The organism is Pseudomonas sp. WC2 (assembly GCF_050586545.1).
GTDB lineage: Bacteria > Pseudomonadota > Gammaproteobacteria > Pseudomonadales > Pseudomonadaceae > Aquipseudomonas.
Map to the genome: position 1 here is coordinate 93,425 of NZ_JBOBDR010000012.1, position 20,556 is coordinate 113,980.

The 20,556-nt window shown below is 60.8% G+C and carries 19 protein-coding genes; 6 read left to right on the forward strand and 13 right to left on the reverse strand.

Annotated features, from left to right (window positions below; translation table 11 throughout):
• Positions 1-9: 9 nt before the first annotated feature.
• Positions 10-897 carry a DMT family transporter gene (locus tag ACQ4OE_RS16295; protein WP_430947216.1) on the reverse strand — a complete coding sequence of 296 codons (888 nt, stop codon included), beginning with the start codon at positions 895-897 and terminating at the stop codon, positions 10-12.
• Between the two features lie 96 nt (positions 898-993).
• Here ACQ4OE_RS16295 and ACQ4OE_RS16300 point away from each other — a divergent pair, with 96 nt between their 5' ends.
• From ACQ4OE_RS16300 to ACQ4OE_RS16310, 3 genes are all read left to right on the forward strand, one after another.
• Complete coding sequence (locus ACQ4OE_RS16300; RefSeq protein WP_430947217.1) at positions 994-1,788, forward strand: AraC family transcriptional regulator; 795 nt, start codon at positions 994-996, stop codon at positions 1,786-1,788.
• Between the two features lie 63 nt (positions 1,789-1,851).
• Positions 1,852-2,157 (forward strand): PsiF family protein, encoded by a 306-nt coding sequence (locus ACQ4OE_RS16305; RefSeq protein ID WP_158959355.1) that lies wholly within the window; start codon positions 1,852-1,854, stop codon positions 2,155-2,157.
• Positions 2,158-2,371: 214 nt separating this feature from the next.
• Positions 2,372-3,385, forward strand: coding sequence for a hypothetical protein (locus ACQ4OE_RS16310; protein ID WP_122593755.1), 1,014 nt, complete (start codon positions 2,372-2,374; stop codon positions 3,383-3,385).
• Positions 3,386-3,520: 135 nt separating this feature from the next.
• Here the strand turns inward: ACQ4OE_RS16310 and ACQ4OE_RS16315 are convergent, their stop codons facing one another.
• Positions 3,521-4,795, reverse strand: coding sequence for an Hsp70 family protein (locus ACQ4OE_RS16315; protein ID WP_430947218.1), 1,275 nt, complete (start codon positions 4,793-4,795; stop codon positions 3,521-3,523).
• A 292-nt stretch (positions 4,796-5,087) separates the two neighbouring features.
• On the opposite strand from ACQ4OE_RS16315, the gene ACQ4OE_RS16320 reads away from it, so the two are divergent.
• A complete protein-coding gene (locus ACQ4OE_RS16320; protein ID WP_122593751.1) occupies positions 5,088-6,038 on the forward strand; it encodes a DnaJ C-terminal domain-containing protein in 951 nt (316 codons plus the stop codon).
• Between the two features lie 23 nt (positions 6,039-6,061).
• Positions 6,062-6,367, forward strand: coding sequence for a chaperone modulator CbpM (locus ACQ4OE_RS16325; RefSeq protein ID WP_016984795.1), 306 nt, complete (start codon positions 6,062-6,064; stop codon positions 6,365-6,367).
• A gap of 124 nt (positions 6,368-6,491) precedes the next feature.
• On the opposite strand, the gene ureC is transcribed toward ACQ4OE_RS16325, so the two are convergent.
• The 11 genes from ureC to urtA form a co-directional block, all read right to left on the reverse strand.
• Positions 6,492-8,192 carry an urease subunit alpha gene (ureC, locus tag ACQ4OE_RS16330; RefSeq protein WP_430947219.1) on the reverse strand — a complete coding sequence of 567 codons (1,701 nt, stop codon included), beginning with the start codon at positions 8,190-8,192 and terminating at the stop codon, positions 6,492-6,494.
• A 141-nt stretch (positions 8,193-8,333) separates the two neighbouring features.
• Complete coding sequence (locus ACQ4OE_RS16335) at positions 8,334-8,642, reverse strand: urease subunit beta (protein WP_122593747.1); 309 nt, start codon at positions 8,640-8,642, stop codon at positions 8,334-8,336.
• The gene (locus ACQ4OE_RS16340; protein ID WP_430947220.1) at positions 8,642-9,175 is read right to left on the reverse strand and encodes a GNAT family N-acetyltransferase; all 534 of its coding nucleotides are present in this window, start codon (positions 9,173-9,175) and stop codon (positions 8,642-8,644) included. Before ACQ4OE_RS16340 ends, ACQ4OE_RS16335 begins: the two co-directional genes overlap by 1 nt.
• A gap of 5 nt (positions 9,176-9,180) precedes the next feature.
• The gene (locus ACQ4OE_RS16345) at positions 9,181-9,714 is read right to left on the reverse strand and encodes a GNAT family N-acetyltransferase (protein WP_430947221.1); all 534 of its coding nucleotides are present in this window, start codon (positions 9,712-9,714) and stop codon (positions 9,181-9,183) included.
• Positions 9,715-9,723: 9 nt separating this feature from the next.
• A complete protein-coding gene (ureA, locus tag ACQ4OE_RS16350) occupies positions 9,724-10,026 on the reverse strand; it encodes an urease subunit gamma (RefSeq protein WP_007915951.1) in 303 nt (100 codons plus the stop codon).
• Between the two features lie 223 nt (positions 10,027-10,249).
• Positions 10,250-11,089: an urease accessory protein UreD gene (locus tag ACQ4OE_RS16355; RefSeq protein ID WP_430947222.1), complete on the reverse strand. Its 840-nt coding sequence runs from the start codon at positions 11,087-11,089 to the stop codon at positions 10,250-10,252.
• A gap of 43 nt (positions 11,090-11,132) precedes the next feature.
• Positions 11,133-11,831 carry an urea ABC transporter ATP-binding subunit UrtE gene (gene urtE / locus ACQ4OE_RS16360; RefSeq protein WP_038360486.1) on the reverse strand — a complete coding sequence of 233 codons (699 nt, stop codon included), beginning with the start codon at positions 11,829-11,831 and terminating at the stop codon, positions 11,133-11,135.
• Positions 11,832-11,971: 140 nt separating this feature from the next.
• Positions 11,972-12,841, reverse strand: a complete 870-nt coding sequence (urtD, locus tag ACQ4OE_RS16365) for an urea ABC transporter ATP-binding protein UrtD (RefSeq protein WP_007918913.1) — start codon at positions 12,839-12,841, stop codon at positions 11,972-11,974.
• A complete protein-coding gene (urtC, locus tag ACQ4OE_RS16370) occupies positions 12,838-13,917 on the reverse strand; it encodes an urea ABC transporter permease subunit UrtC (protein ID WP_430947223.1) in 1,080 nt (359 codons plus the stop codon). Before urtC ends, urtD begins: the two co-directional genes overlap by 4 nt.
• Positions 13,917-15,419 (reverse strand): urea ABC transporter permease subunit UrtB, encoded by a 1,503-nt coding sequence (urtB, locus tag ACQ4OE_RS16375; protein WP_430947224.1) that lies wholly within the window; start codon positions 15,417-15,419, stop codon positions 13,917-13,919. The genes urtC and urtB overlap by 1 nt, the downstream gene beginning before the upstream one ends.
• 143 nt (positions 15,420-15,562) lie before the next feature.
• Complete coding sequence (urtA, locus tag ACQ4OE_RS16380; RefSeq protein WP_064388716.1) at positions 15,563-16,828, reverse strand: urea ABC transporter substrate-binding protein; 1,266 nt, start codon at positions 16,826-16,828, stop codon at positions 15,563-15,565.
• Between the two features lie 304 nt (positions 16,829-17,132).
• Between urtA and ACQ4OE_RS16385 the strand changes: the two genes are divergently transcribed.
• Positions 17,133-20,486 (forward strand): hypothetical protein, encoded by a 3,354-nt coding sequence (locus ACQ4OE_RS16385; RefSeq protein ID WP_430947225.1) that lies wholly within the window; start codon positions 17,133-17,135, stop codon positions 20,484-20,486.
• The last annotated feature ends 70 nt before the right edge of the window (positions 20,487-20,556 follow it).

Here is a 20,556-nt window from a genome sequence, read left to right on the forward strand (position 1 = left end):
TCGCAGCCATCAGGCAACGCTGATTCGGCGACCCAACACGGTGGTCCAACGCTCGGAGAGAATCACCCCGCCCAACGTCAACAACCCGCCCACCAGGTGATACATCGCCAACTGCTCCTTCAACACCACCGCGGCGATCAGCGCGGTAATCAGCGGCAGCAGATTGAAAAACAACGTCGTCCGGCTCGGCCCCAAGCGCTGCACCGCCTGCATCCACGCCAGCGGCGCAACCATCGAGGCCAACAGGCACGCATACAACACCAGCGGAATGTTCTGCACGGTCAAACCGGTTTTCGGCGAAGCGGCGTACAGCGGAAACAATACGACAATCGCCACCAGCACCTGCAAATACAACAACACCAGCGGCGGCAAGCGCAGCTGCCATTTCTTCAGCAACGTGCTGTAAATCGCATAGGCGAGGGTCGCGATCAACATCATCGCGTCGCCCATGTTCACCCCGTGTTGCAACAGTGCGCCGAGGCTGCCGGATGACACCACCACCAGCACGCCGGCGAACGACAGCACCGCACCCACCAGCGCGCCAGCCGTCAGACGCTGGCCGAGGCTGATGATCGCCATCGTCAGCGACATCAACGGCATCAGCGACAGAATGATGCCCATGTTGGTTGCCGTGGTCAGGGTGGCGGCGAAGTAAGCGAGGCTCTGATACACCGCCATGCCGAGCACGCCGAGGACGAAAATCTTGCCGAGGTTCGGGCGAATCTGTGGCCAGTGCGCGATCACCGCTTTGAGCATGAATGGCGTGAACAGCAACCCGGCGAGCAGCCAGCGATAGAAACCGATCTCAGCGGGGAAAATCGCCCCGACCGCCAGTTTGTTGATCACGGTATTGCCGGCCCAGATAAAAATCGCCAGCAGTGGAAACGCGTATTGCATGAGTTGAAACCAGTACGTTGATGAAGCGCAATTATCCCTTGTCTGGATGCAGGCCTATACTTCGAACCAGACAACCTGCCTCTGAAACCGGACAGCATGAACAGTAAACACATCGATCTGCTGGATTTCAGCGAGCTGCCGTCGGCGGTGTATTTCCGCTACGCCGATTTCAACGCCCATGAATTCGCCGCACCACACCGTCATCCGTGGGGCACGCTGGAATACGCGGCGCACGGCGTGCTGCACATGGACGTCGACGGTAGTCGTTTTATGTCGCCGCCGCAGTATGCGGTGTGGGTGCCGCCGCAGGTCGAGCACAGTTTTTACAGCCATCAACCGGTCAACTATCGCGCGGTGTGCCTGGATCCCAAGGTCTGCGCGGACTTGCCCCGGCGCGCTTGCACGTTGGCGATCAGCGACATCCTCAAGGCGATTCTCAAGGACTTCGCCGCCCGCGACGTGAAGATCCCTGAACTCGACGCCGATCAGCGATTGGCGCAGGTGTTGGTCGATCAACTGCAACAGGCTCCGGTGCACGAGTGTTATCTGCCCTACGCGAGTCATCCAGGTTTGCTGGCGATTCTCGAAGCCTTGCAGGCCGAGCCCGGCAACAATCAGCCGCTGGCACACTGGGCGCTGCAAGTGCATGTCAGCGAGCGCACGCTGGCGCGGCAATTCGTCCGTGAACTGGGAATGAGTTTCGGCGAATGGCGCCAGCGTCTGCGTTATCTGGCCGCGATCGAAGCGCTGGAGACGTCGCGCAGCGTGCAGGAAATTGCCTTCGACCTCGGTTACAGCAGCGGCTCGGCGTTCATCGCCATGTTCGCCCGTCAGGCGGGCTGTGCGCCGGAGCAGTATCGCCGTAGCCATCTGGAGGGCAGGAAGGTGTAACAAGCTTTGACTACACTTCGGCAGAGGCCGCCCCCATCGGTGCGGCGACAAGGAGAAAACTCCATGAAGATGTTGCGTGTGCCTTTGTTGATGATTGGTTTGCTCCTGTGTTCCCAGGGTTTCGCCGCCACGGCGCAACAGAACAAAATGACCACCTGCAATGCCGATGCGACCGCCAAGAGTCTGAAAGGCGATGAGCGTAAAACCTTCATGAGCACCTGCCTCAAGGCAACGCCGGCCGCCAACGACGGCAAGACTCTGACCCCGCAGCAGGAAAAAATGAAGACCTGCAATGCCGACGCGAAAACCAAAGCGCTGACCGGCGATGCGCGCAAGACCTTCATGAGTGATTGCCTGAAGAAAAAGTGATCATCTGAATCCGTGGCGGTTGGGCTGGCCTCTTCGCGGGCAAGCCCGCTCCCACAGGGATTTCGGCTGTTCCCTGAATGTGTGTTCAACGCTTAACCTGTTGGAGCTGGCTTGCCAGCGATGAGGCCCGATGGGGCGAACCGCATATACCTAGTGCTCACCCCGGAACGCTGGCAGACTGCCAATCCTTTTACGCCGTTCGTTTTGAGGCTGTATGCCAACGTTTTCTGAGCGTCATGTAGTGTTCTGGGTCAGTTGCATCATTATTTTCGGCGGTTTGCTGCTGGTGCTGCCGCTGCGCTTGCTGCCGAGCCTGCTGGCCGGGTTGCTGGTGTTCGAGCTGGTCAACATGCTCACCCCACAGTTGCAGCGGCTGATCGAAGGCCGCCGCGCGCGTTGGCTGGCGGTGGCGTTGCTGGGTACGTTGGTGGTCAGTGTGCTGGCGTTGCTCTTTGCTGGCGCGATCAGTTTTCTCTTGCACGAAGCGGAAAACCCCGGCGCCTCACTCGATAAATTCATGGGCGTGGTTGATCGCGCGCGTGGGCAACTGCCGCCATTCATCGATGCTTATCTACCGGCCAGTGCGGGTGAATTTCGCGTGGCGATAGGCGAATGGCTGAGCAAGCATCTCTCCGAGCTGCAACTGGTCGGCAAAGACGCCGCGCACATGTTCGTGACGCTGCTGATCGGCATGGTGCTCGGCGCGATCATCGCCCTGCAGCGCGTCCCCGACCTGACTAAACGCAAACCGCTGGCGGCGGCGCTGTTCGACCGTCTGCACCTGTTGGTTCAAGCGTTTCGCAATATCGTCTTCGCGCAGATCAAGATCGCCTTGCTCAACACCTTCTTCACGGGGATCTTCCTCGCGGTGATCCTGCCGATGTTCGGCGTCAAGCTGCCACTGACCAAAACCCTGATCGTGCTGACCTTCCTGCTCGGTCTGCTGCCGGTGATCGGCAATCTGATTTCCAACACGCTGATCACCATCGTCGGTCTGTCGCTGTCGATCTGGGTGGCGGTCGCGGCGCTGGGTTATCTGATCGTTATCCACAAGCTCGAGTACTTCCTCAACGCGCGGATTGTCGGCGGGCAGATCAGTGCCAAGTCGTGGGAGTTGCTCTTGGCGATGCTGGTGTTCGAGGCGGCGTTCGGATTGCCGGGGGTGGTGGCGGGGCCGATTTATTATGCGTATTTGAAGAGTGAGTTGAAGCTGGGCGGGATGGTTTGATCGATGCCTTGTAGCGCCTGAACGGGCATCTTCGCGAGCAGGCTCGCTCCCACATTTTGATCACATTCCTTCAGTTGGAATGCAATCCCATGTGGGAGCGAGCCTGCTCGCGAAGGGCGCGCCGCCGATTCTGGATCAGGCCATCGAACCGTAGCGCTTCATCGCTTCAATCGCCAAACCGCTGCCAATGCTGCCAAAGATATTCCCTTCGACATGCCGCGCATTCGGCAGCATCGCCGAGACGCTGTTGCGCAGCGCCGGAATCCCGCTCGAACCGCCGGTGAAGAACACCGTATCGACCTGATCCACCGCCACGCCGGCATCGTTCAACAGCTGCGTAACACTGCCGCGCACGCGCTCGAGCAGTGCATCGATCGCCGATTCGAACAGCGCGCGGCTCAGCTCCACGCTCAGCCCGGCCTCGATCCGGTCCAGCGGCACATGGCGGCTATCGGTGTGGGTCAGCTGGATCTTGGTTTCCTCGACTTCCATCGCGAGCCAGTGACCGGCGCGCTGTTCGATCAACTTGAACAGGCGGTCGATGCCGCCGGTGTCTTCGATGTCGTAGCGCATGCTGCCCAGCGCCAGGCTGGATTTCTGCGAGTACACCGAGTTGATCGTGTGCCAGGTCGCCAGGTTCATGTGGTGGCTGGTCGGCATGTACGCGCCGCTCTTCATGCGGCTGCCGTAGCCGAACAGCGGCATCAGGCCTTGCAGGCTTAACTGTTTGTCGAAGTCGGTCCCGCCGATGTGCACACCGCCGGTGGCGAGGATGTCATCGTGACGGTTGTCCAGACCACGCCGCTCCGGCGACAGGCGCACCAGCGAGAAGTCCGAAGTACCACCACCGATGTCGACAATCAGCACCAGCTCTTCTTTCTCGATGGTCGACTCGTAGTCGAAGGCCGCCGCAATCGGCTCGTACTGAAAGGAGACTTCCTTGAAGCCGATCTTCCTGGCTACGTCGACCAAAGTGTCTTCAGCTTCCTGATCCGCCAGCGGATCGTCATCGACGAAGAACACCGGGCGACCGAGCACGACTTGCTCGAATTCCCGACCGGCGGCGCTCTCGGCGCGGGTTTTCAGCTGACCGATGAACAGGCCGAGCAAGTCCTTGAACGGCATCGCCGTGCCAAGAACACTGGTGTCGTGCTTGATCAGTTTGGAACCGAGCAGGCTTTTCAGCGAGCGCATCAGCCGGCCTTCGTAGCCTTCCAGGTACTCGTGCAGCGCCAGACGACCGTACACCGGACGGCGTTCCTCGATGTTGAAGAAGACCACCGACGGCAGAGTGATCTTGTCGTCTTCCAGCGCGATCATCGTGTCCATGCCGGGGCGCAGCCAGCCGACGGTGGAGTTGGACGTGCCGAAGTCGATGCCGCAGGCACGGGCTGGAGAGGCGTCTTTCATGTCTTTCGGTTCCGGTCAAAAAAACGGCCGCGCAGTGTATGTCAGTGCGCGCCAGAATCGAAGGCCGGTCATCTGCTATTTCACGACTAAACTGCCTTGAAACCTCAAGCTTTGCCCCAAACTTGCTGGCATGGGCCGGCAGAACCACCGGCGGTCGCAAGAACCGTCGTCTACTGCCGATAAACTTCTGCAGCGCCACCCGGTCACAACCTTGAGATCGGTCAACCTGGCACGCGCGAATCGGCGCATGCTGGCATCGGCGCGAAATCGATAACGGATGGTGATTCCTTCAATGGACTTCAAAGACTATTACAAGATACTCGGCGTGGAGCCGACAGCGGACGACAAGGCAATCAAGGCTGCCTATCGCAAGCTGGCGCGCAAATACCACCCCGATGTCAGCAAGGAAAAAGACGCCGAGTCCAAATTCAAGGACGCGTCGGAAGCCTATGAAGCGCTGAAAAGCGCCGACAAACGTGCTGAATACGACGAGCTGCGTCGTTATGGCCAGCACGGTCAGCCATTTCAAGGGCCACCAGGCTGGCAGAGCCGTGGCGGCTTTGGTGGCGGCGGTGGTGACACCGGCGACTTCTCGGACTTCTTCAGTTCGATCTTCGGCAATCGCGGCCCCGGTTTCGGTGGCGGTGACGGTCGGCAACAACGCAGTGCAGGGCGCCGAGGGCAAGACGTGGAAATGGAACTGCCGATCTTCCTCGAGGAAACCCTCTCGAACGAATCGAAGAAAGTCACCTTCCAGGTGCCGCAATACAACGCCAACGGCCAGCACGTCAGCAACACCAGCAAGAGCCTGAACGTGAAGATCCCGGCGGGCGTGACCGACGGCGAGCGCATCCGCCTCAAAGGCCAGGGCGCACCGGGCGTTGGTGGCGGGGCGAATGGCGATCTGTACCTGACCATTCGGTTCGCGCCGCATCCGAAATTCGATGTTGAAGGTGAAAACCTCATCATCACCTTGCCGCTGGCTCCGTGGGAGCTTGCGCTGGGAGCTGAAGTGGCCGTGCCGACCCTGACCGGCAAGATCAACCTCAAGGTACCGGCCGGTAGCCAGAATGGCCAACGCATGCGCGCCAAAGGTCATGGCTTGAAAAACAAGGCCGGTGAGCGCGGTTATCTGTTCGTTCAGCTCAAAGCCGTGATGCCGAAAACCTCGGACGACGAGGTCAAGGCGCTGTGGCAGGAACTGGCGAAGAAAGCCGCCTTCAACCCGCGCGAGAACTTCTGAACCCGACGACGGAGTAGCCCATCATGAGCAGCCCCCTGATCGTTCAACTGGACCTGGCAGAATTCTGTGAGGCGGCCGATTTGTCGGACGTCTACGTGATCGAAATCGTCGAACACGGCATCCTCGAACCTCAGGGCGCGCAGCCCCGGGAATGGCGTTTCACCGATTACGAGTTGGCCCTGGCCAAGCGTGCGGCGAAGTTGCGCCGGGATCTGGAGCTGGAGTGGGAAGGGGTTGCGCTGGCGCTGGATCTGCTGGAAGAGGTGCGCGAGTTACGCGCCGAGAACCGAATGTTGCGCCAGCGCTTGGGGCGGTTGGTGGTGGAGTAGATAGCCTGAAGGCTTTGTGCGGGCTGATCTGGCCCTATCGTCGGAACGCCGCCCGGAGACGATGAACGATGACGCGGTGTAACTGATAGACAAGCAAAAGGCCCCGAAGGGCCTTTTTTTGTGTTCAGAACAGGAAGTACCGTTGCGCCATCGGCAATGTTTCCGCCGGCTCACACCAGAGCAACACACCGTCAGCCTTGACCTGATAGGTCTGCGGATCGACATCGATGTTCGGCAGATAGTCGTTGTGAATCAGGTCGGTTTTCTGCACATCACGACAGCCCTTCACCACGGCGATTTTCTTCTTCAACCCCAACGCCTCCGGCAATCCGGCTTCCTGCGCCGCCTGACTGATAAAGGTCAGGCTGGTGGCGTGCAGCGAGCCGCCATAGCTGGCGAACATCGGGCGGTAGTGCACCGGTTGCGGGGTTGGAATCGAAGCATTGGCGTCGCCCATCAGGCTTGCGGCAATCGCGCCACCCTTGAGAATCAGCGTCGGTTTCACGCCGAAAAACGCCGGACGCCAGAGCACCAGATCGGCCCACTTGCCGACTTCTACCGAGCCGACTTCATGGCTGATGCCGTGGGTGATCGCCGGGTTGATCGTGTACTTGGCGATGTAGCGTTTGGCGCGGAAGTTGTCGTTGCCTGCGCTATCCTGCGGCAGCGGGCCGCGCTGCTTTTTCATCTTGTCGGCGGTCTGCCAGGTGCGCGTGATGACTTCGCCGACGCGACCCATGGCCTGGCTGTCGGAGCTGATCATCGAGAACGCGCCGAGGTCGTGGAGAATGTCTTCGGCGGCAATCGTTTCGCGGCGGATGCGGCTCTCGGCGAACGCGACGTCTTCGGCGATGCTCGGGTCGAGGTGGTGGCAGACCATCAGCATGTCGAGGTGTTCGTCGATGGTGTTGCGGGTGAACGGCCGGGTCGGGTTGGTCGAACTCGGCAGCACGTTGGGGAAGCCGCAGGCCTTGATGATGTCCGGTGCGTGACCGCCGCCGGCACCTTCGGTGTGATAGGTGTGAATGGTGCGACCCTTGAACGCGCCGAGGGTGGTTTCGACGAAACCGGATTCGTTGAGCGTGTCGGTATGGATCGCCACCTGCACGTCGAACTGATCGGCGACGCTCAGGCAGTTGTCGATGCTCGCCGGGGTGGTGCCCCAGTCCTCGTGCAACTTGAGGCCGATGGCGCCGGCCCTGACCTGTTCGATCAGCGGCTCCGGCAGGCTGGCGTTGCCCTTGCCGGTGAGGCCGATGTTCATCGGGAAAGCATCGGCGGCCTGAAGCATGCGCGCCAGGTGCCACGGACCCGAAGTGCACGTCGTGGCGTTGGTGCCAGTGGCCGGGCCGGTGCCGCCGCCGATCATGGTGGTGACGCCGCTCATCAGCGCCTCTTCGATCTGCTGCGGGCAGATGAAGTGAATGTGCGTGTCGATGCCGCCAGCGGTGAGAATCATGCCTTCACCAGCGATCACTTCGGTGCCGGCGCCGATGGCGATGGTCACGTTGGGCTGCACGTCGGGATTGCCAGCCTTGCCAATCGCGGCGATGCGCCCGTCCTTGAGGCCGACGTCAGCTTTGACGATGCCCCAGTGGTCGATGATCAGCGCGTTGGTGATCAGCGTGTCGACGACTTCAGCCGCCAACAGTTGGCTCTGGCCCTGGCCGTCACGGATGACTTTGCCGCCACCGAATTTCACTTCTTCGCCGTAGGTGGTGAAGTCTTTTTCGACTTCGATCCATAGTTCGGTGTCGGCCAGGCGCACCTTGTCGCCGACGGTGGGGCCGAACATGTCGGCGTAGGCTTGTCTGGAGATTTTCATGTGTCTGCCTTAGTTGATCGTTCCCACGCTCTGCGTGGGAATGCCGCCATGGACGCTCTGCGTCCGCCGTTATGTGACGCGCAGCGTCACGGGATGCATTCCCCCGCGGAGGGTTCGACGCCTCGACGTGGGAACGATCAGTCAGTCGAGGTTGCCCATGATTCGTCCGGCAAACCCGAACACCCGCCGGTGCCCGGCGTAATCCACGAGTTCCACCTCACGGCTCTGCCCCGGCTCAAAACGCACCGCGGTGCCCGCCGGAATATTGAGGCGCATGCCCCGACTCGCGGCGCGATCAAAGGTCAGCGCGTCGTTGGTTTCGAAAAAGTGATAGTGCGAACCGACTTGAATCGGCCGGTCGCCGCTGTTGGCGACTTTCAGGCTGACGGTGCGGCGGCCGACGTTGAGTTCGATGTCGCCGGGCTGGATCTGGTACTCGCCAGGAATCATCACTGGGCTCCTTGCAGAATCTTGTAATAGAGGGCGGTCGGGCGGTAGGTGCCGTTCGGGTCGCAGGCGTAATCGGGAATGGCGCCTGCGCGGGTGTAGCCCAAGGCCTTGTAGAAATCTTCAGCTGGCGAACCCGCTTCGGTGTCGAGGTAGAGCATGCCGCGCTTGTGATGGCGCGCTTGCAGCTCCAGCGCGCTCATCAATTGCTGACCGAGCCCGCGTCGACGGGCGTGTTCACGCACCAGCAGTTTCTGCACTTCGGCGCGGTTGAGGCCATTGGCTTTCTGGCACAAACCCAATTGCACACTGGCCAACACTTGCTCGTCCTTGACCACCACCCACAGCAGCACGCTGCCTTTGTTGACGTTGTCCTGAACGTCGTCGAAATAGGCGTGAGCCTGAGCCGCATCGAGGTCGGCCATGAAGCCGACGCTGGCGCCATAACCCACTGCGTCGAGCAACAGGTCAATCAGGCCCTGACGATAATGGGCAAAACTTTCAGCGTTGACGCGGCGCAGTTGGGCGGCGTTCATCGGTGTCACTCCTTGATGGTTTCAGGCGGCTCCGCGCCAGGATTGAGGGGCAGCTGCATGAAAGTCAGGTCGAGCCAGCGGCCGAATTTGGTGCCGACCTGCGGCATCTGCCCGGTGATGCTGAAACCCGCGCGCTCGTGCAGGCGAATCGAGGCGGCGTTACCACTTTCGATGGCGGCAACCATGACATGCTTGCCACAGGTCTTCGCCCGTTCGATCAGCGCCGTCATCAGTTGCGGGCCGAGACCGTTGCCACGTTGATCGCTGCGCACATACACCGAGTGTTCGACGGTGTGGCGGAAACCGTCGAAGGGCCGCCAGTCACCGAACGAAGCGTAGCCGAGCACAGTGTTGTCGGCGTCGACGATCACCAGAATCGGATAGGCCTGGGCCTGACGCGCGCTGAACCACGCCTGACGGTTGCCGAGGTCGACGGCCTGTTCATTCCAGATCGCCGTGGTGTTGAGTACCGCGTCGTTGTAGATATCGCGGATCGCCGGCAGGTCGGCGTGAATCGCATCGCGAATGGAGTAAGTCATGGCGCGGCCTCAGACGATCGGTTGGTGGACGGTGACCAGTTTGGTGCCGTCGGGGAACGTCGCTTCGACCTGAATCTCCGGGATCATTTCCGGAATGCCTTCCATCACTTGTTCGCGGCTGAGCAGGGTGGTGCCGAAGTGCATCAGCTCGGCCACGGTCTGGCCGTCACGCGCGCCTTCGAGCAGCGCTGCAGAGATGTAGGCCATGGCTTCCGGGTAATTGAGTTTCACGCCGCGGGCCAAACGCCGCTCGGCGACGAGGCCGGCGGTGAAGATCAGCAGCTTGTCTTTTTCGCGTGGGGTCAGGTCCATTGTGGGGTTCCATCAGGGCAGTTTTGTGAGGTTCTTGCGGGCGTGGGGTGCCAGTTGGAGCAGCCCCTCACCCTAGCCCTCTCCCCGAGGAGAGGGGACTGATCTCGGTTGTTTTCCAAGGCCGGTTCAGTCAGCGGTATTCGTTCAGGCAGTTAAATTAATTTCAAACCACTCGGTCTGGCTCCCTCTCCCTCCGGGAGAGGGCGGGGGGTGGGGATCGCTTTCAGGTGCTCCATATTCTTGGTGACACCGCCTCGCGATCCAGAAGCACCGGGCGTAGCAAGCGCCATAAATCGATGAGCCATGCGCGGGCGAGCAGCGCTTCAGACGCCAGACAACGAGCCACCAAAAGGTCGGGCAACTGGGTCAAATCCCCGCGCACTTGGTGATCCAGCGAGCGGCAACGCTCCAGCAGCTCGGCATCAATCTCACCCGTGACCAGCAACGTCGCAAACACCGGATTGCCATCCAGGCCGATCGGCGAATCAAGCAAACCGTCATCACCGACAATGCGCTGACGTTCATGCCAGAGCAATTGACCGTCGCGTCGAATATCCAGATGCGCCTGGAAATGCCCACGATCAAACCGCTCGCCACTGGCCGGACGACCCAGCGCCACCACGTCCCAGTAGAACAACCGCGCATCGCCTTCAAGATCAATCGACGTGGTCAGCTCAGCCTGGGCGGCGCTGTAGACGATGGTTTCCTGCGGCAGCCATTCCAGCGTCGCGCGGGCCGCCACTTTCAAGTCGAGTTGCTGATAAGCCGGCCCACCGGCGCGATACCACTTGGCCGCGCCGGGGCTGGTGATCTGCGCCCAGGCGCCTGGTTCGACGCGAGCACTGATGTCCAGCCGATCACCGCCGGCAATCCCGCCCGGCGGGTGGACGATGATGTGCTGGCAGACTTCAGGCCCTTCGGCGTACAGGTGCTTTTGCACGCGCAGCGGGCCGAGGTGGCGGCGCATGACCGGGCGCGTACAGTCGCCGAAACGGGCGTAAGCGAGTTCCAGCTCGGCGTGCCAGCTCGGGGTAAACAGGGCAGGTGCAACAGTCGAATTCATGGTGTGTAATTATCGTTAGGAAGCTACAGATTAGTTCGTTGTACTAGATCGTTACCAGCCCGCGTACACCCTCGGCCTCCATATTTTCCCCACGACCCTGCTGGACGATCTCGCCCCGGGACATCACCAGGTACTGATCGGCGAGTTCCGCGGCGAAATCGTAGAACTGCTCGACCAGCAGAATCGCCATGTCACCGCGTTCCGCGAGTTTCTTGATCACCGCGCCGATCTCCTTGATCACCGAGGGTTGAATGCCTTCGGTGGGTTCGTCGAGGATCAGCAAGCGCGGCCGGCTGGCCAGTGCGCGGCCAATCGCAAGCTGTTGCTGCTGACCACCGGAGAGGTCACCGCCGCGGCGCTGCTTCATTTGTAGCAGCACCGGGAACAATTCATAAATGAAACTTGGCACTTCTTTGGCTTCACTGCCGGGGAAGCGCGACAGGCCCATCAACAGATTCTCTTCCACGGTCAGCCGACCGAAGATTTCCCGGCCCTGTGGCACGTAAGCGATTCCGGCGTGAACCCGTTGGTGCGGTTTGAAAGTGGTGATCGGTTTGCCTTCCCAATTCACCGCGCCTTCTTTGGCCGGCAACAGGCCCATCAGACATTTGAGCAACGTGGTCTTGCCGACGCCGTTGCGGCCGAGCAGGCAGGTGACTTCGCCGACCTTCACGTCGAAAGACAGGCCACGGAGGATGTGGCTACCGCCGTAGTATTGGTGCAGCTTGTCGACTTGCAGCATGTCCAAATTCTCCCCCGGTGATCGTTCCCACGCTCTGCGTGGGAACGCATCCCTTGACGCTCCGCGTCACATAACGGCGGACGCAGAGCGTCCATGGCGGCATTCCCACGCAGAGCGTGGGAACGATCTATTCGTAAACCTTAGCGGCCGAGATAAACCTCGATCACGCGCTCGTTTTCCTGCACTTGCTCAAGCGAGCCTTCCGCCAAAACGCTGCCCTGGTGCAACACCGTCACATGGTCGGCAATCGAGCCAACAAAACCCATGTCATGCTCCACCACCATCAGCGAATGCTTACCCGCCAGGCTCTTGAACAGTTCAGCGGTGAATTCGGTTTCGGCATCGGTCATGCCCGCCACCGGCTCATCGAGCAGCAGTAATTGCGGGTCCTGCATCAGCAACATGCCGATCTCGAGAAACTGCTTCTGCCCGTGAGACAGCAAACCCGCCTGACGATTGACCGAGGTGGTCAGGCGAATCGTCTCCAGCACTTCGCTGATGCGATCTTTCTGCTCGCCACTCAGTCGTGCGCGCAAACTGGCCCACACCGATTTATCGGTTTTCTGCGCCAGCTCCAGGTTTTCAAACACGCTGAGCGCTTCGAACACCGTCGGCTTCTGGAACTTGCGGCCGATCCCGGCCTGGGCGATCTGCACTTCGCTCATCTGCGTCAGGTCGAGGGTTTCACCGAACCAGGCTTTGCCGTGACTCGGGCGAGTCTTGCCGGTGATCACATCCATCAGCGTGGTTTTGCCCGCACCGTTAGGGCCGATGATGCAGCGCAATTCGCCAACGCCGATGTACAGATTCAGATTGTTCAGCGCGCGGAAGCCGTCGAAGCTGACGCTGATATCTTCCAGGGTGAGGATCGTGCCGTGGCGGGTGTCAAGGCCCGGGCCGACGCGTTGGCCGAGGCCGATCGAGTCGCGGCTGGTGCCGGCGTCTTTGTTCGGCTCGACGGGGAAAAAGGCCGGTTCCAACATGAATTCAGCGCTCGCCGTGACTCTCATTGTTCACCTCGTTTCTTCAGCAGACCGATCACGCCTTTGGGCAAGTACAGCGTCACGACGATGAACAGCGCGCCAAGGAAGAACAGCCAGTATTCCGGGAACGCCACGGTGAACCAGCTCTTCATGCCGTTGACCACGCCGGCGCCGAGCAACGGGCCGATCAGTGTGCCGCGACCGCCAAGAGCCACCCAGACCGCTGCTTCAATCGAGTTGGTCGGCGACATTTCGCTCGGGTTGATGATTCCGACCTGCGGCACATACAACGCCCCGGCCAGACCGCACAACACCGCACTCAATACCCAGACAAACAACTTGAAACCGCGCGGATCGTAGCCGCAGAACATCAAGCGGTTTTCCGCATCACGCAACGCGGTCAACACGCGACCGAACTTGCTCTGCGCCAGACGCCAGCCGATGAACAGGCTCGCCACCAGCAACAACACCGTGGCCAGAAACAGCACCGCGCGGGTGCCCGGTTCAGTGATGCCGAAGCCGAGAATCGTGCGGAAATTGGTGAAGCCGTTGTTGCCTCCAAATCCGGTTTCGTTGCGGAAAAACAGGAGCATGCCGGCGAAGGTCAGGGCCTGGGTCATGATCGAGAAATACACGCCTTTGATCCGCGAACGGAAGGCGAAGAAACCGAACACCAGCGCCAGCAACCCCGGCGCCAATACCACCAGACACATCGCCCAAACGAAGCTGCTGGTGCCAGTCCAGTACCACGGCAATTCCGTCCACGACAGGAAGGTCATGAACGCCGGCAGACCATCGCCCGCTGCCTGGCGCATCAGGTACATGCCCATCGCATAACCGCCGAGGGCGAAGAACAATCCGTGGCCCAGCGACAGCAACCCGGCGTAACCCCAGACCAGATCCAGCGCCAACGCGACGATGGCGTAGCAGAGGATTTTGCCGACCAGCGTCAGCGTGTACGCCGAGACCGACAGCGCACTGTCCGCCGGCAACAACGACAGCAGCGGCAGGGCGATCAGCAGTGCGAGGATCACCGCGCCGACTGCAATCGTGACTTTCGGCCCGGCCTTTTGCGTGGCCGTGACTAACAGAGGCTGGTTCATCAGTCGATCACCCGTCCTTTCAGTGCGAAGAGGCCTTGCGGACGTTTCTGGATAAACAGAATGATCAGCGCGAGGATCAGGATCTTGCCGAGCACCGCACCGATCTGCGGTTCGAGAATTTTGTTGGCGATGCCCAGGCCAAATGCCGCGAGCACGCTACCGGCTAACTGGCCGACGCCACCGAGCACCACGACGAGGAACGAGTCGATGATGTAGCTCTGGCCGAGGTCCGGGCCGACGTTGCCGATCTGGCTCAGCGCCACACCGCCGAGGCCGGCAATGCCCGAGCCGAGGCCGAAGGCGAGCATGTCGACGCGACCGGTCGGCACGCCGCAGCAGGCGGCCATGTTGCGGTTTTGAGTGACGGCGCGAACGTTGAGACCGAGGCGGGTTTTGTTCAGTAGCAGCCACGTCAGCACCACCACGAACAGTGCGAAAGCGATGATGACGATGCGGTTGTACGGCAGCACCAGATTCGGCAAAACCTGAATACCCCCGGACAACCACGCCGGGTTGGCGACTTCAACGTTCTGTGCGCCGAACAACAAACGCACCAGCTGGATCAGCATCAGGCTGATGCCCCAGGTGGCGAGCAAGGTTTCCAGTGGTCGGCCGTAGAGGTGGCGGATCACCGTGCGCTCAAGCGCCATGCCGATCGCCGCGGTAACGAAGAACGCCACCGGCAGCGCGATCAACGGATAGAACTCGATGGCCTGCGGGGCGTAGCGCTGGAACATCAACTGCACCACGTACGTCGAGTAGGCGCCAAGCATCAGCATCTCGCCGTGGGCCATGTTGATCACCCCGAGCAAGCCGAAGGTGATCGCCAGACCGAGCGCGGCCAACAGCAGAATCGAACCGAGGGACATGCCGCTGAAGGCCTGGCCGAGGATCTCGCCGATCAGCAGTTTGCGTTTGACCTGGGCGAGGCTGGTTTCAGCGGCGGTGCGCACCGTGGCATCGGCTTCGACCCCGGGTTCGAGCAAGCCTTCGAGACGCGTGCGGGCCAGTGGATCGCCGGTTTCGCCGAGCAGTCTTACGGCGGCGAGGCGCACCGTTGGGTCAGTGTCGACCAGTTGCAGATTGGCCAGCGCCAGGCTCAGGGCGGCGTGGACGCTTTCATCTTTTTCGCCAGCCAGTTGCAGGTCGAGGAATTTCAGCTGCGCGGGTTTCGCGCTTTTCTGCAATTGCTGCGCGGCGCTCAGACGGATTTTGGCGTCGGCGGCGAGCAATTGGTGGCTGGCCATGGCAGTGTCGATCAGACCCCGCAGGCGATTGTTCAGGCGCAGGGCTTTCGCTTGGCCGTCGATGGTCAACTCACCTTGTTGCAAGGCGTTGATCAGTTCGATTCGGGCCGGGTCGGGCTGCGCGGCCCAGGTTTCGAGGAGTTTGGCCTGTTGCACGGGATTGGCCGCGACGAAGTCTTCGGCGTCGCCGGCGTGGGCGAGCATCGGCAGTAACAGCGCCATGGCTATAAACAAGCGGTAGAGGGCAGTGCGCATATGCGTGGCCTTGCGTAGTGATCGTTCCCACGCTCCGCGTGGGAATGCAGCCCGGGACGCTCCGCGTCCCCAAAGCGGACGCAGAGCGTCCGTTGAGGCATTCCCACGCAGAGCGTGGGAACGATCAGGTTGAGCGGGATGACTCAGTTGCTCTTCACCGCATAATCCGGCTTCTTGTCGTTGCCCTGAATGAACGGGCTCCACGGTTGCGCACGGACCGGCCCTTCGGTCTGCCACACGACGTTGAACTGACCATCGGCCTGGATCTCGCCGATCATCACCGGTTTGTGCAGGTGGTGATTGGTCTTGTCCATGGTCAGCGTGTAGCCCGACGGCGCGGCAAAGGTTTGGCCGGCGAGGGCTTCGCGGACTTTGTCGACGTCAGTGGACTTGGCTTTCTCAGCCGCCTGCGCCCACATATGGATACCGACGTAAGTGGCTTCCATCGGGTCGTTGGTCACGGCTTTGTCGGCACCCGGCAGGTTGTGTTTCTTCGCGTAGGCCTTCCAGTCCGCGACGAATTTCTTGTTCACCGGGTTCTCGACGGATTCGAAGTAGTTCCACGCCGCGAGGTTGCCCACCAGCGGTTTGGTGTCGATCCCGCGCAGTTCTTCTTCGCCGACCGAGAACGCCACAACCGGTACGTCGGTGGCTTTCAGGCCCTGGTTGGCCAGCTCTTTGTAGAACGGCACGTTGGAGTCGCCGTTGACCGTAGAGATAACTGCAGTCTTGCCACCGGCGGAGAATTTTTTGATGTTGGCGACGATGGTTTGATAGTCGCTGTGACCGAACGGCGTGTAGACCTCTTCGATGTCCTTGTCGGCGACGCCTTTGGAGTGCAGGAACGAACGCAGGATCTTGTTGGTGGTGCGCGGGTAGACGTAGTCGGTGCCGAGCAGGAAGTAGCGCTTGGCGCTGCCACCTTCTTCGCTCATCAAATATTCAACCGCCGGGATCGCTTGCTGGTTCGGCGCGGCGCCGGTGTAGAAGACGTTCGGCGACATCTCTTCGCCTTCGTATTGCACCGGGTAGAACAGCAGGCCGTTGAGTTCTTCGAACACCGGCAGTACCGATTTACGCGACACCGAGGTCCAGCAGCCGAACACCACGGCAACCTTGTCCTGGGTCAGCAACTGCCGGCCCTTTTCGGCGAACAGCGGCCAGTTCGACGCCGGGTCAACCACCACTGGCTCAAGCATCTTGCCGTTGACGCCGCCCTTGGCGTTGATCTCGTCGATGGTCATCAGCGCCATGTCTTTGAGCGACGTTTCGGAGATCGCCATGGTGCCGGACAACGAATGCAGAATCCCGACCTTGATGGTCTCGGCGGCCTGGACAGTCCAGGTCATGCCCATCGCGGCAATGGATGCCGTGAGTGTGAAAGCCTTGATCAAACTGCGACGCTTCATTGTGCGATCTCCATGAACGTTTGAAGTTTTTTTGGTTGGCAGATGCGGACGACTGAAGGGGCTTTAGCAAGGGCTGTGCCTAAGGCGTGGAAGGCCCGCTCTCAAGCGTCTGCTGAGGTTTCACCGCAGGCTGGTTGCACCAGCGTTGGGCGCTTTGTACAGCGAGGGGCACGCTCGTGCACTTGTGTGGGGCTAAGATGGGAAGTGTCGGCAACAGCGATAACTATGTACCGCCATGAGGGCGTGCGGAGTGTTCAGGCTAGGGGCTCGCAACTTCTCTCAACCGGAACAAGGATGTCCGTTTATGCATACCCATGCTTTACCTCGACGCACGGTGACAGGACCGGCATTGAGCCGCGCCTTTCTCTCGGCCGATGACGCCGCGCGCTATGCCCATGAGCGGGTCGGCAAGCGCCGGGATCGACACTACGCCAGTTGTATTTTCAAGCGTGACGATGGCCGGTTCGTCGCCAGCGAGCCGGTGGCAGTCGCCGACGGTGAGCTGGATAACCGCCTGTTGTTTCCGCTGGATGAGCACACCAGCGAAGCGATTTTCCCCAAGCAGCACACGCTGCACAGCCTGTTCTATTCCAATGTGGCCCTGTCGAAGTTCGACCTGACAAAGGCTGCGTCAGAGTGGCTGTGGGCCGATGCCGAAATGAGCCTGTTGATGTTCAGCGTGGCGCACCTGCGCTTCCTGATCGAGCAGAACCTGCCGGGGTATTTGTCGGGCGCCGAAGACAGTCTGCTGCTGTTCAGCCATGCTCCCGTGACCGTGGCGCCCTTGGTTAAACAGTTGGGCTCCGAAACGGATCCGGGGCCACTGGCCAAGGAGCTTCGGGCCGGTACGATCAAACCCAGCGTTCTCGTCGCCCGGGCGGCTGCAGCGGGGAATCTGGAGGTTTTGCTGAGCAATGGCAAGTGGCGACCCCGAGGGAAAGTGCATGGGCAGTTGCCGGTGGTGATTCCTTCCTGGGAGCGCGTCGTTCCGCAGCGGGTATCGTTTGGCGCGGTGTTCGCCTCGGCAGACGAAGCCGCACAGGATCTGTACCTGCGCGATACCACGCCACACGATGAGCAGACGTGGTTCGGCTTCATCCTCAAGCAAAAGGGCAAGGAACAATACGTCGCCTCGGAACTGGTGGCGGTGGATAAAGACCAGTTCAGGCTGTTCACCCTGAAGAGCCTGTTCCCTGCATCGGGTATCGCCGGCGGTTATCGACTGCCCGAGTCCTTTACCGTGCATTCGTATTTCTACACGCGCCCGCGCTTCAGGCCGGCGCCCGGCACCTCGAAAAACTGGCTGGCGGAGCACTTCATCGTCCCCGAGGATCTGTATGTCGCGGTCTACGATGCACGCAAGAAACCGCAGGTCGAGAGCGGTGCGCCACTCACCACTTACATCGCGCCCATGGACGGTGCACTGATCAAATTCACACCGCGCAGAGACACGCGGCTGTTCGACATTGACTCGCCATTGCTGGAGCTGGGCGAGATCCAGAGCAACCTCGCCTCCGGAGCGGTGACCTCGACTGACTTCGTCAGGACCGTCGCCCACAGCGGTGACCTGCGTGTGCTGCGCACGAATGTGTATTGGGATCGAAAAGGCGCGGTCGACCGCTACTGGTTTCCCTGCAGGAATCTGCAGCGCCTGGCACTGAGCGCGGTGTGTCTGACGGCGGATGATGCTGTTCTGCAGGCTCGCCAGTCGATACCGTCGGGTACCGACCGTTCCTATGGCGGTGTGATTCTCAAGCGTTCCGATGGCCTGTTCGTCGCCACCGCGCCGATCGCCGTGTATGAAGAAGATTTCCCAATCGACGTCATCTTTCCGGACGCCGCTGTTGCTCAAGGGTTATTCCCGGAGGGCTGCACGATCATCGGGCGCTATCGCTCCAGGGTTGCCCGGGATCTGCCGTTCGCTCTGGAAAAGGTCGAAATGCAGGTGTACCTCAACATGCTTTCGGTGGATGTGCTGCGCACTGCGTTCAGCTGGGAGTCCGAGCGTTTGGAGGAATATCTGTTCTGCCCCGACGGCGCGGTCGTCCGTTACCGAGTGAATGCTGGCGACAAGCTCGCCGTCAGCCTGTTCGTCAAATTGGGCATGGCGAATCTGGCGGGCATGAGCTTCGACAAGATCAAGCAGCATCTGCGTAGTGGTCAGTTGTCGGCGAAAACCTGGGTCGCTCGCTTGCTGGTGTTTGGCACGTTGCAGGTGGTCAAAGGCAGCAAGTTGTGGGGAGCACCGGGGACGTTGTCCGCATTCGTGCCATTCCCGTTCGCCCACGCTTCTCCCGCGATCGTCGATCAACCGGCCTGCAGTCCGGTGTTCATTCAGGCGGCAGACGCGGCGCGCTTTGCGCATGAGCAAGCGGTGGACAAGGATGGCTTGCACGTCGGCGTTCTGCTCAAGCATGAGCGCAACGACCAATACTCGGCGAGCCTGCCACAAGCGGTGCACGATCACCGTCTGACCCTTGAGGCGATTTTGCCGAACGGCGCGGCGCCTGCCGGTCACGCGGTCCATGGCCTGCATCTGCGTGCCCCGGCGCTGCCAGCAAAGCTGGACGACCACGATTACCGGCACTTTTTCTCGCCGCTGGATATCAGTCGTGCACTGAGCGCCGTGTATTCGCCTCAGGGTTACCTACCGATTTATCTGTCCTGTGCCGACGGCGCGTTGCTGCGTTACCAGATGTCGCCCTTCGATGCGGATGCACCGCAGGACAAACTTGGCCAGTCGTCGTTGCTACCCAATCGCTTCGGCTCGATGGCCAGGGCTCAGGATTTCTGGAAGCAGATCACACGCGGCAGCTTTGAGTTAGGTCAGTACACTCGTCAGTTGGCCCGGGCGGGTGAACTGAATGTGTTGATTCCCAGCACCTTCTGGTCACGGCAGGGGGTTGTCGGCAAAGACTGGTTGCCGCGCATGCGTGACTTGTCGCAGGACGAGCACTGGGCGAATTACCCGCACTTCGTCTTGGGGCCGATGTTCCACCACGCCGATGATGCGGCGCGCTACACGCAGCAGCGCGCCGGCAGCGGTTATGTCCGCCATGCGGCGTACGAGAGTGCGATTCTCGGCAATCCGGGTATCAGGGCCTACGTGGCGTTGGAACCTCTGCCCGAGACCGACGAGATGCTGAGCTTCAACCGGATCTTTCGCACACGCAAAGACGCGGTGGGTACGCCCCGCAACAAGTCGCCGGGGTTCCCCAGCGGTTATGCGTTGATGGCCGCGCATCAGTTGTATCTCTCGGGAAACACCACCATGACCGTCGACCCGGAACAGGTCTATGCCAACTATGCGTCGCCGGGGATGGTGTACGCCCATACCTTCGCCCTGAAAGACAAGGGGTTCGGAATCAAGGCCCACTACTACTCGACGCCCCACGGTGCGCTGATCAAGTACGGGCCTTACTATTCCGAGGCCGAGCGGCGCGTGTTGACGACCCAGACCGTCGTGTGGGTCGAGCAAAAATGGGTCACACGCCTGTCTCCCGGCGCGTTCATTACACAGCTCGCCAATGCCGCCGAATTGCGCGTGCTGAAGGCCGCGCATTATTGGAATCAGGCCGGGCGCCTGGGCACCGACTGGCGTACTTCACGCCAGGAAGCTCCGGTCAGCAGTCACAAGCCTTCTCGCGATGAGCTGTAACGCCGAGCTGGTTGTGCTTTACGGCTGAAAACGGGCAGCGCGCAATCGATAGGGACTGCGCGCTGCCTCG

Bases quoted from the DNA above. Each gene is read 5' to 3' on its own strand.
- urtD (WP_007918913.1), bottom strand. From the start codon at position 12,841: ATGAGAGTCACGGCGAGCGCTGAATTCATGTTGGAACCGGCCTTTTTC.
- ACQ4OE_RS16305 (WP_158959355.1), top strand. From the start codon at position 1,852: ATGAAGATGTTGCGTGTGCCTTTGTTGATGATTGGTTTGCTCCTGTGT.
- urtC (WP_430947223.1), bottom strand. From the start codon at position 13,917: ATGAACCAGCCTCTGTTAGTCACGGCCACGCAAAAGGCCGGGCCGAAA.
- ACQ4OE_RS16315 (WP_430947218.1), bottom strand. From the start codon at position 4,795: ATGAAAGACGCCTCTCCAGCCCGTGCCTGCGGCATCGACTTCGGCACG.
- ACQ4OE_RS16355 (WP_430947222.1), bottom strand. From the start codon at position 11,089: ATGAATTCGACTGTTGCACCTGCCCTGTTTACCCCGAGCTGGCACGCC.
- ACQ4OE_RS16325 (WP_016984795.1), top strand. From the start codon at position 6,062: ATGAGCAGCCCCCTGATCGTTCAACTGGACCTGGCAGAATTCTGTGAG.
- ACQ4OE_RS16300 (WP_430947217.1), top strand. From the start codon at position 994: ATGAACAGTAAACACATCGATCTGCTGGATTTCAGCGAGCTGCCGTCG.
- ACQ4OE_RS16345 (WP_430947221.1), bottom strand. From the start codon at position 9,714: ATGACTTACTCCATTCGCGATGCGATTCACGCCGACCTGCCGGCGATC.
- ACQ4OE_RS16295 (WP_430947216.1), bottom strand. From the start codon at position 897: ATGCAATACGCGTTTCCACTGCTGGCGATTTTTATCTGGGCCGGCAAT.
- urtB (WP_430947224.1), bottom strand. From the start codon at position 15,419: ATGCGCACTGCCCTCTACCGCTTGTTTATAGCCATGGCGCTGTTACTG.
- ACQ4OE_RS16385 (WP_430947225.1), top strand. From the start codon at position 17,133: ATGCATACCCATGCTTTACCTCGACGCACGGTGACAGGACCGGCATTG.
- ureA (WP_007915951.1), bottom strand. From the start codon at position 10,026: ATGGACCTGACCCCACGCGAAAAAGACAAGCTGCTGATCTTCACCGCC.
- ACQ4OE_RS16310 (WP_122593755.1), top strand. From the start codon at position 2,372: ATGCCAACGTTTTCTGAGCGTCATGTAGTGTTCTGGGTCAGTTGCATC.
- ACQ4OE_RS16340 (WP_430947220.1), bottom strand. From the start codon at position 9,175: ATGAACGCCGCCCAACTGCGCCGCGTCAACGCTGAAAGTTTTGCCCAT.
- ACQ4OE_RS16320 (WP_122593751.1), top strand. From the start codon at position 5,088: ATGGACTTCAAAGACTATTACAAGATACTCGGCGTGGAGCCGACAGCG.
- urtA (WP_064388716.1), bottom strand. From the start codon at position 16,828: ATGAAGCGTCGCAGTTTGATCAAGGCTTTCACACTCACGGCATCCATT.
- ureC (WP_430947219.1), bottom strand. From the start codon at position 8,192: ATGAAAATCTCCAGACAAGCCTACGCCGACATGTTCGGCCCCACCGTC.
- urtE (WP_038360486.1), bottom strand. From the start codon at position 11,831: ATGCTGCAAGTCGACAAGCTGCACCAATACTACGGCGGTAGCCACATC.
- ACQ4OE_RS16335 (WP_122593747.1), bottom strand. From the start codon at position 8,642: ATGATTCCTGGCGAGTACCAGATCCAGCCCGGCGACATCGAACTCAAC.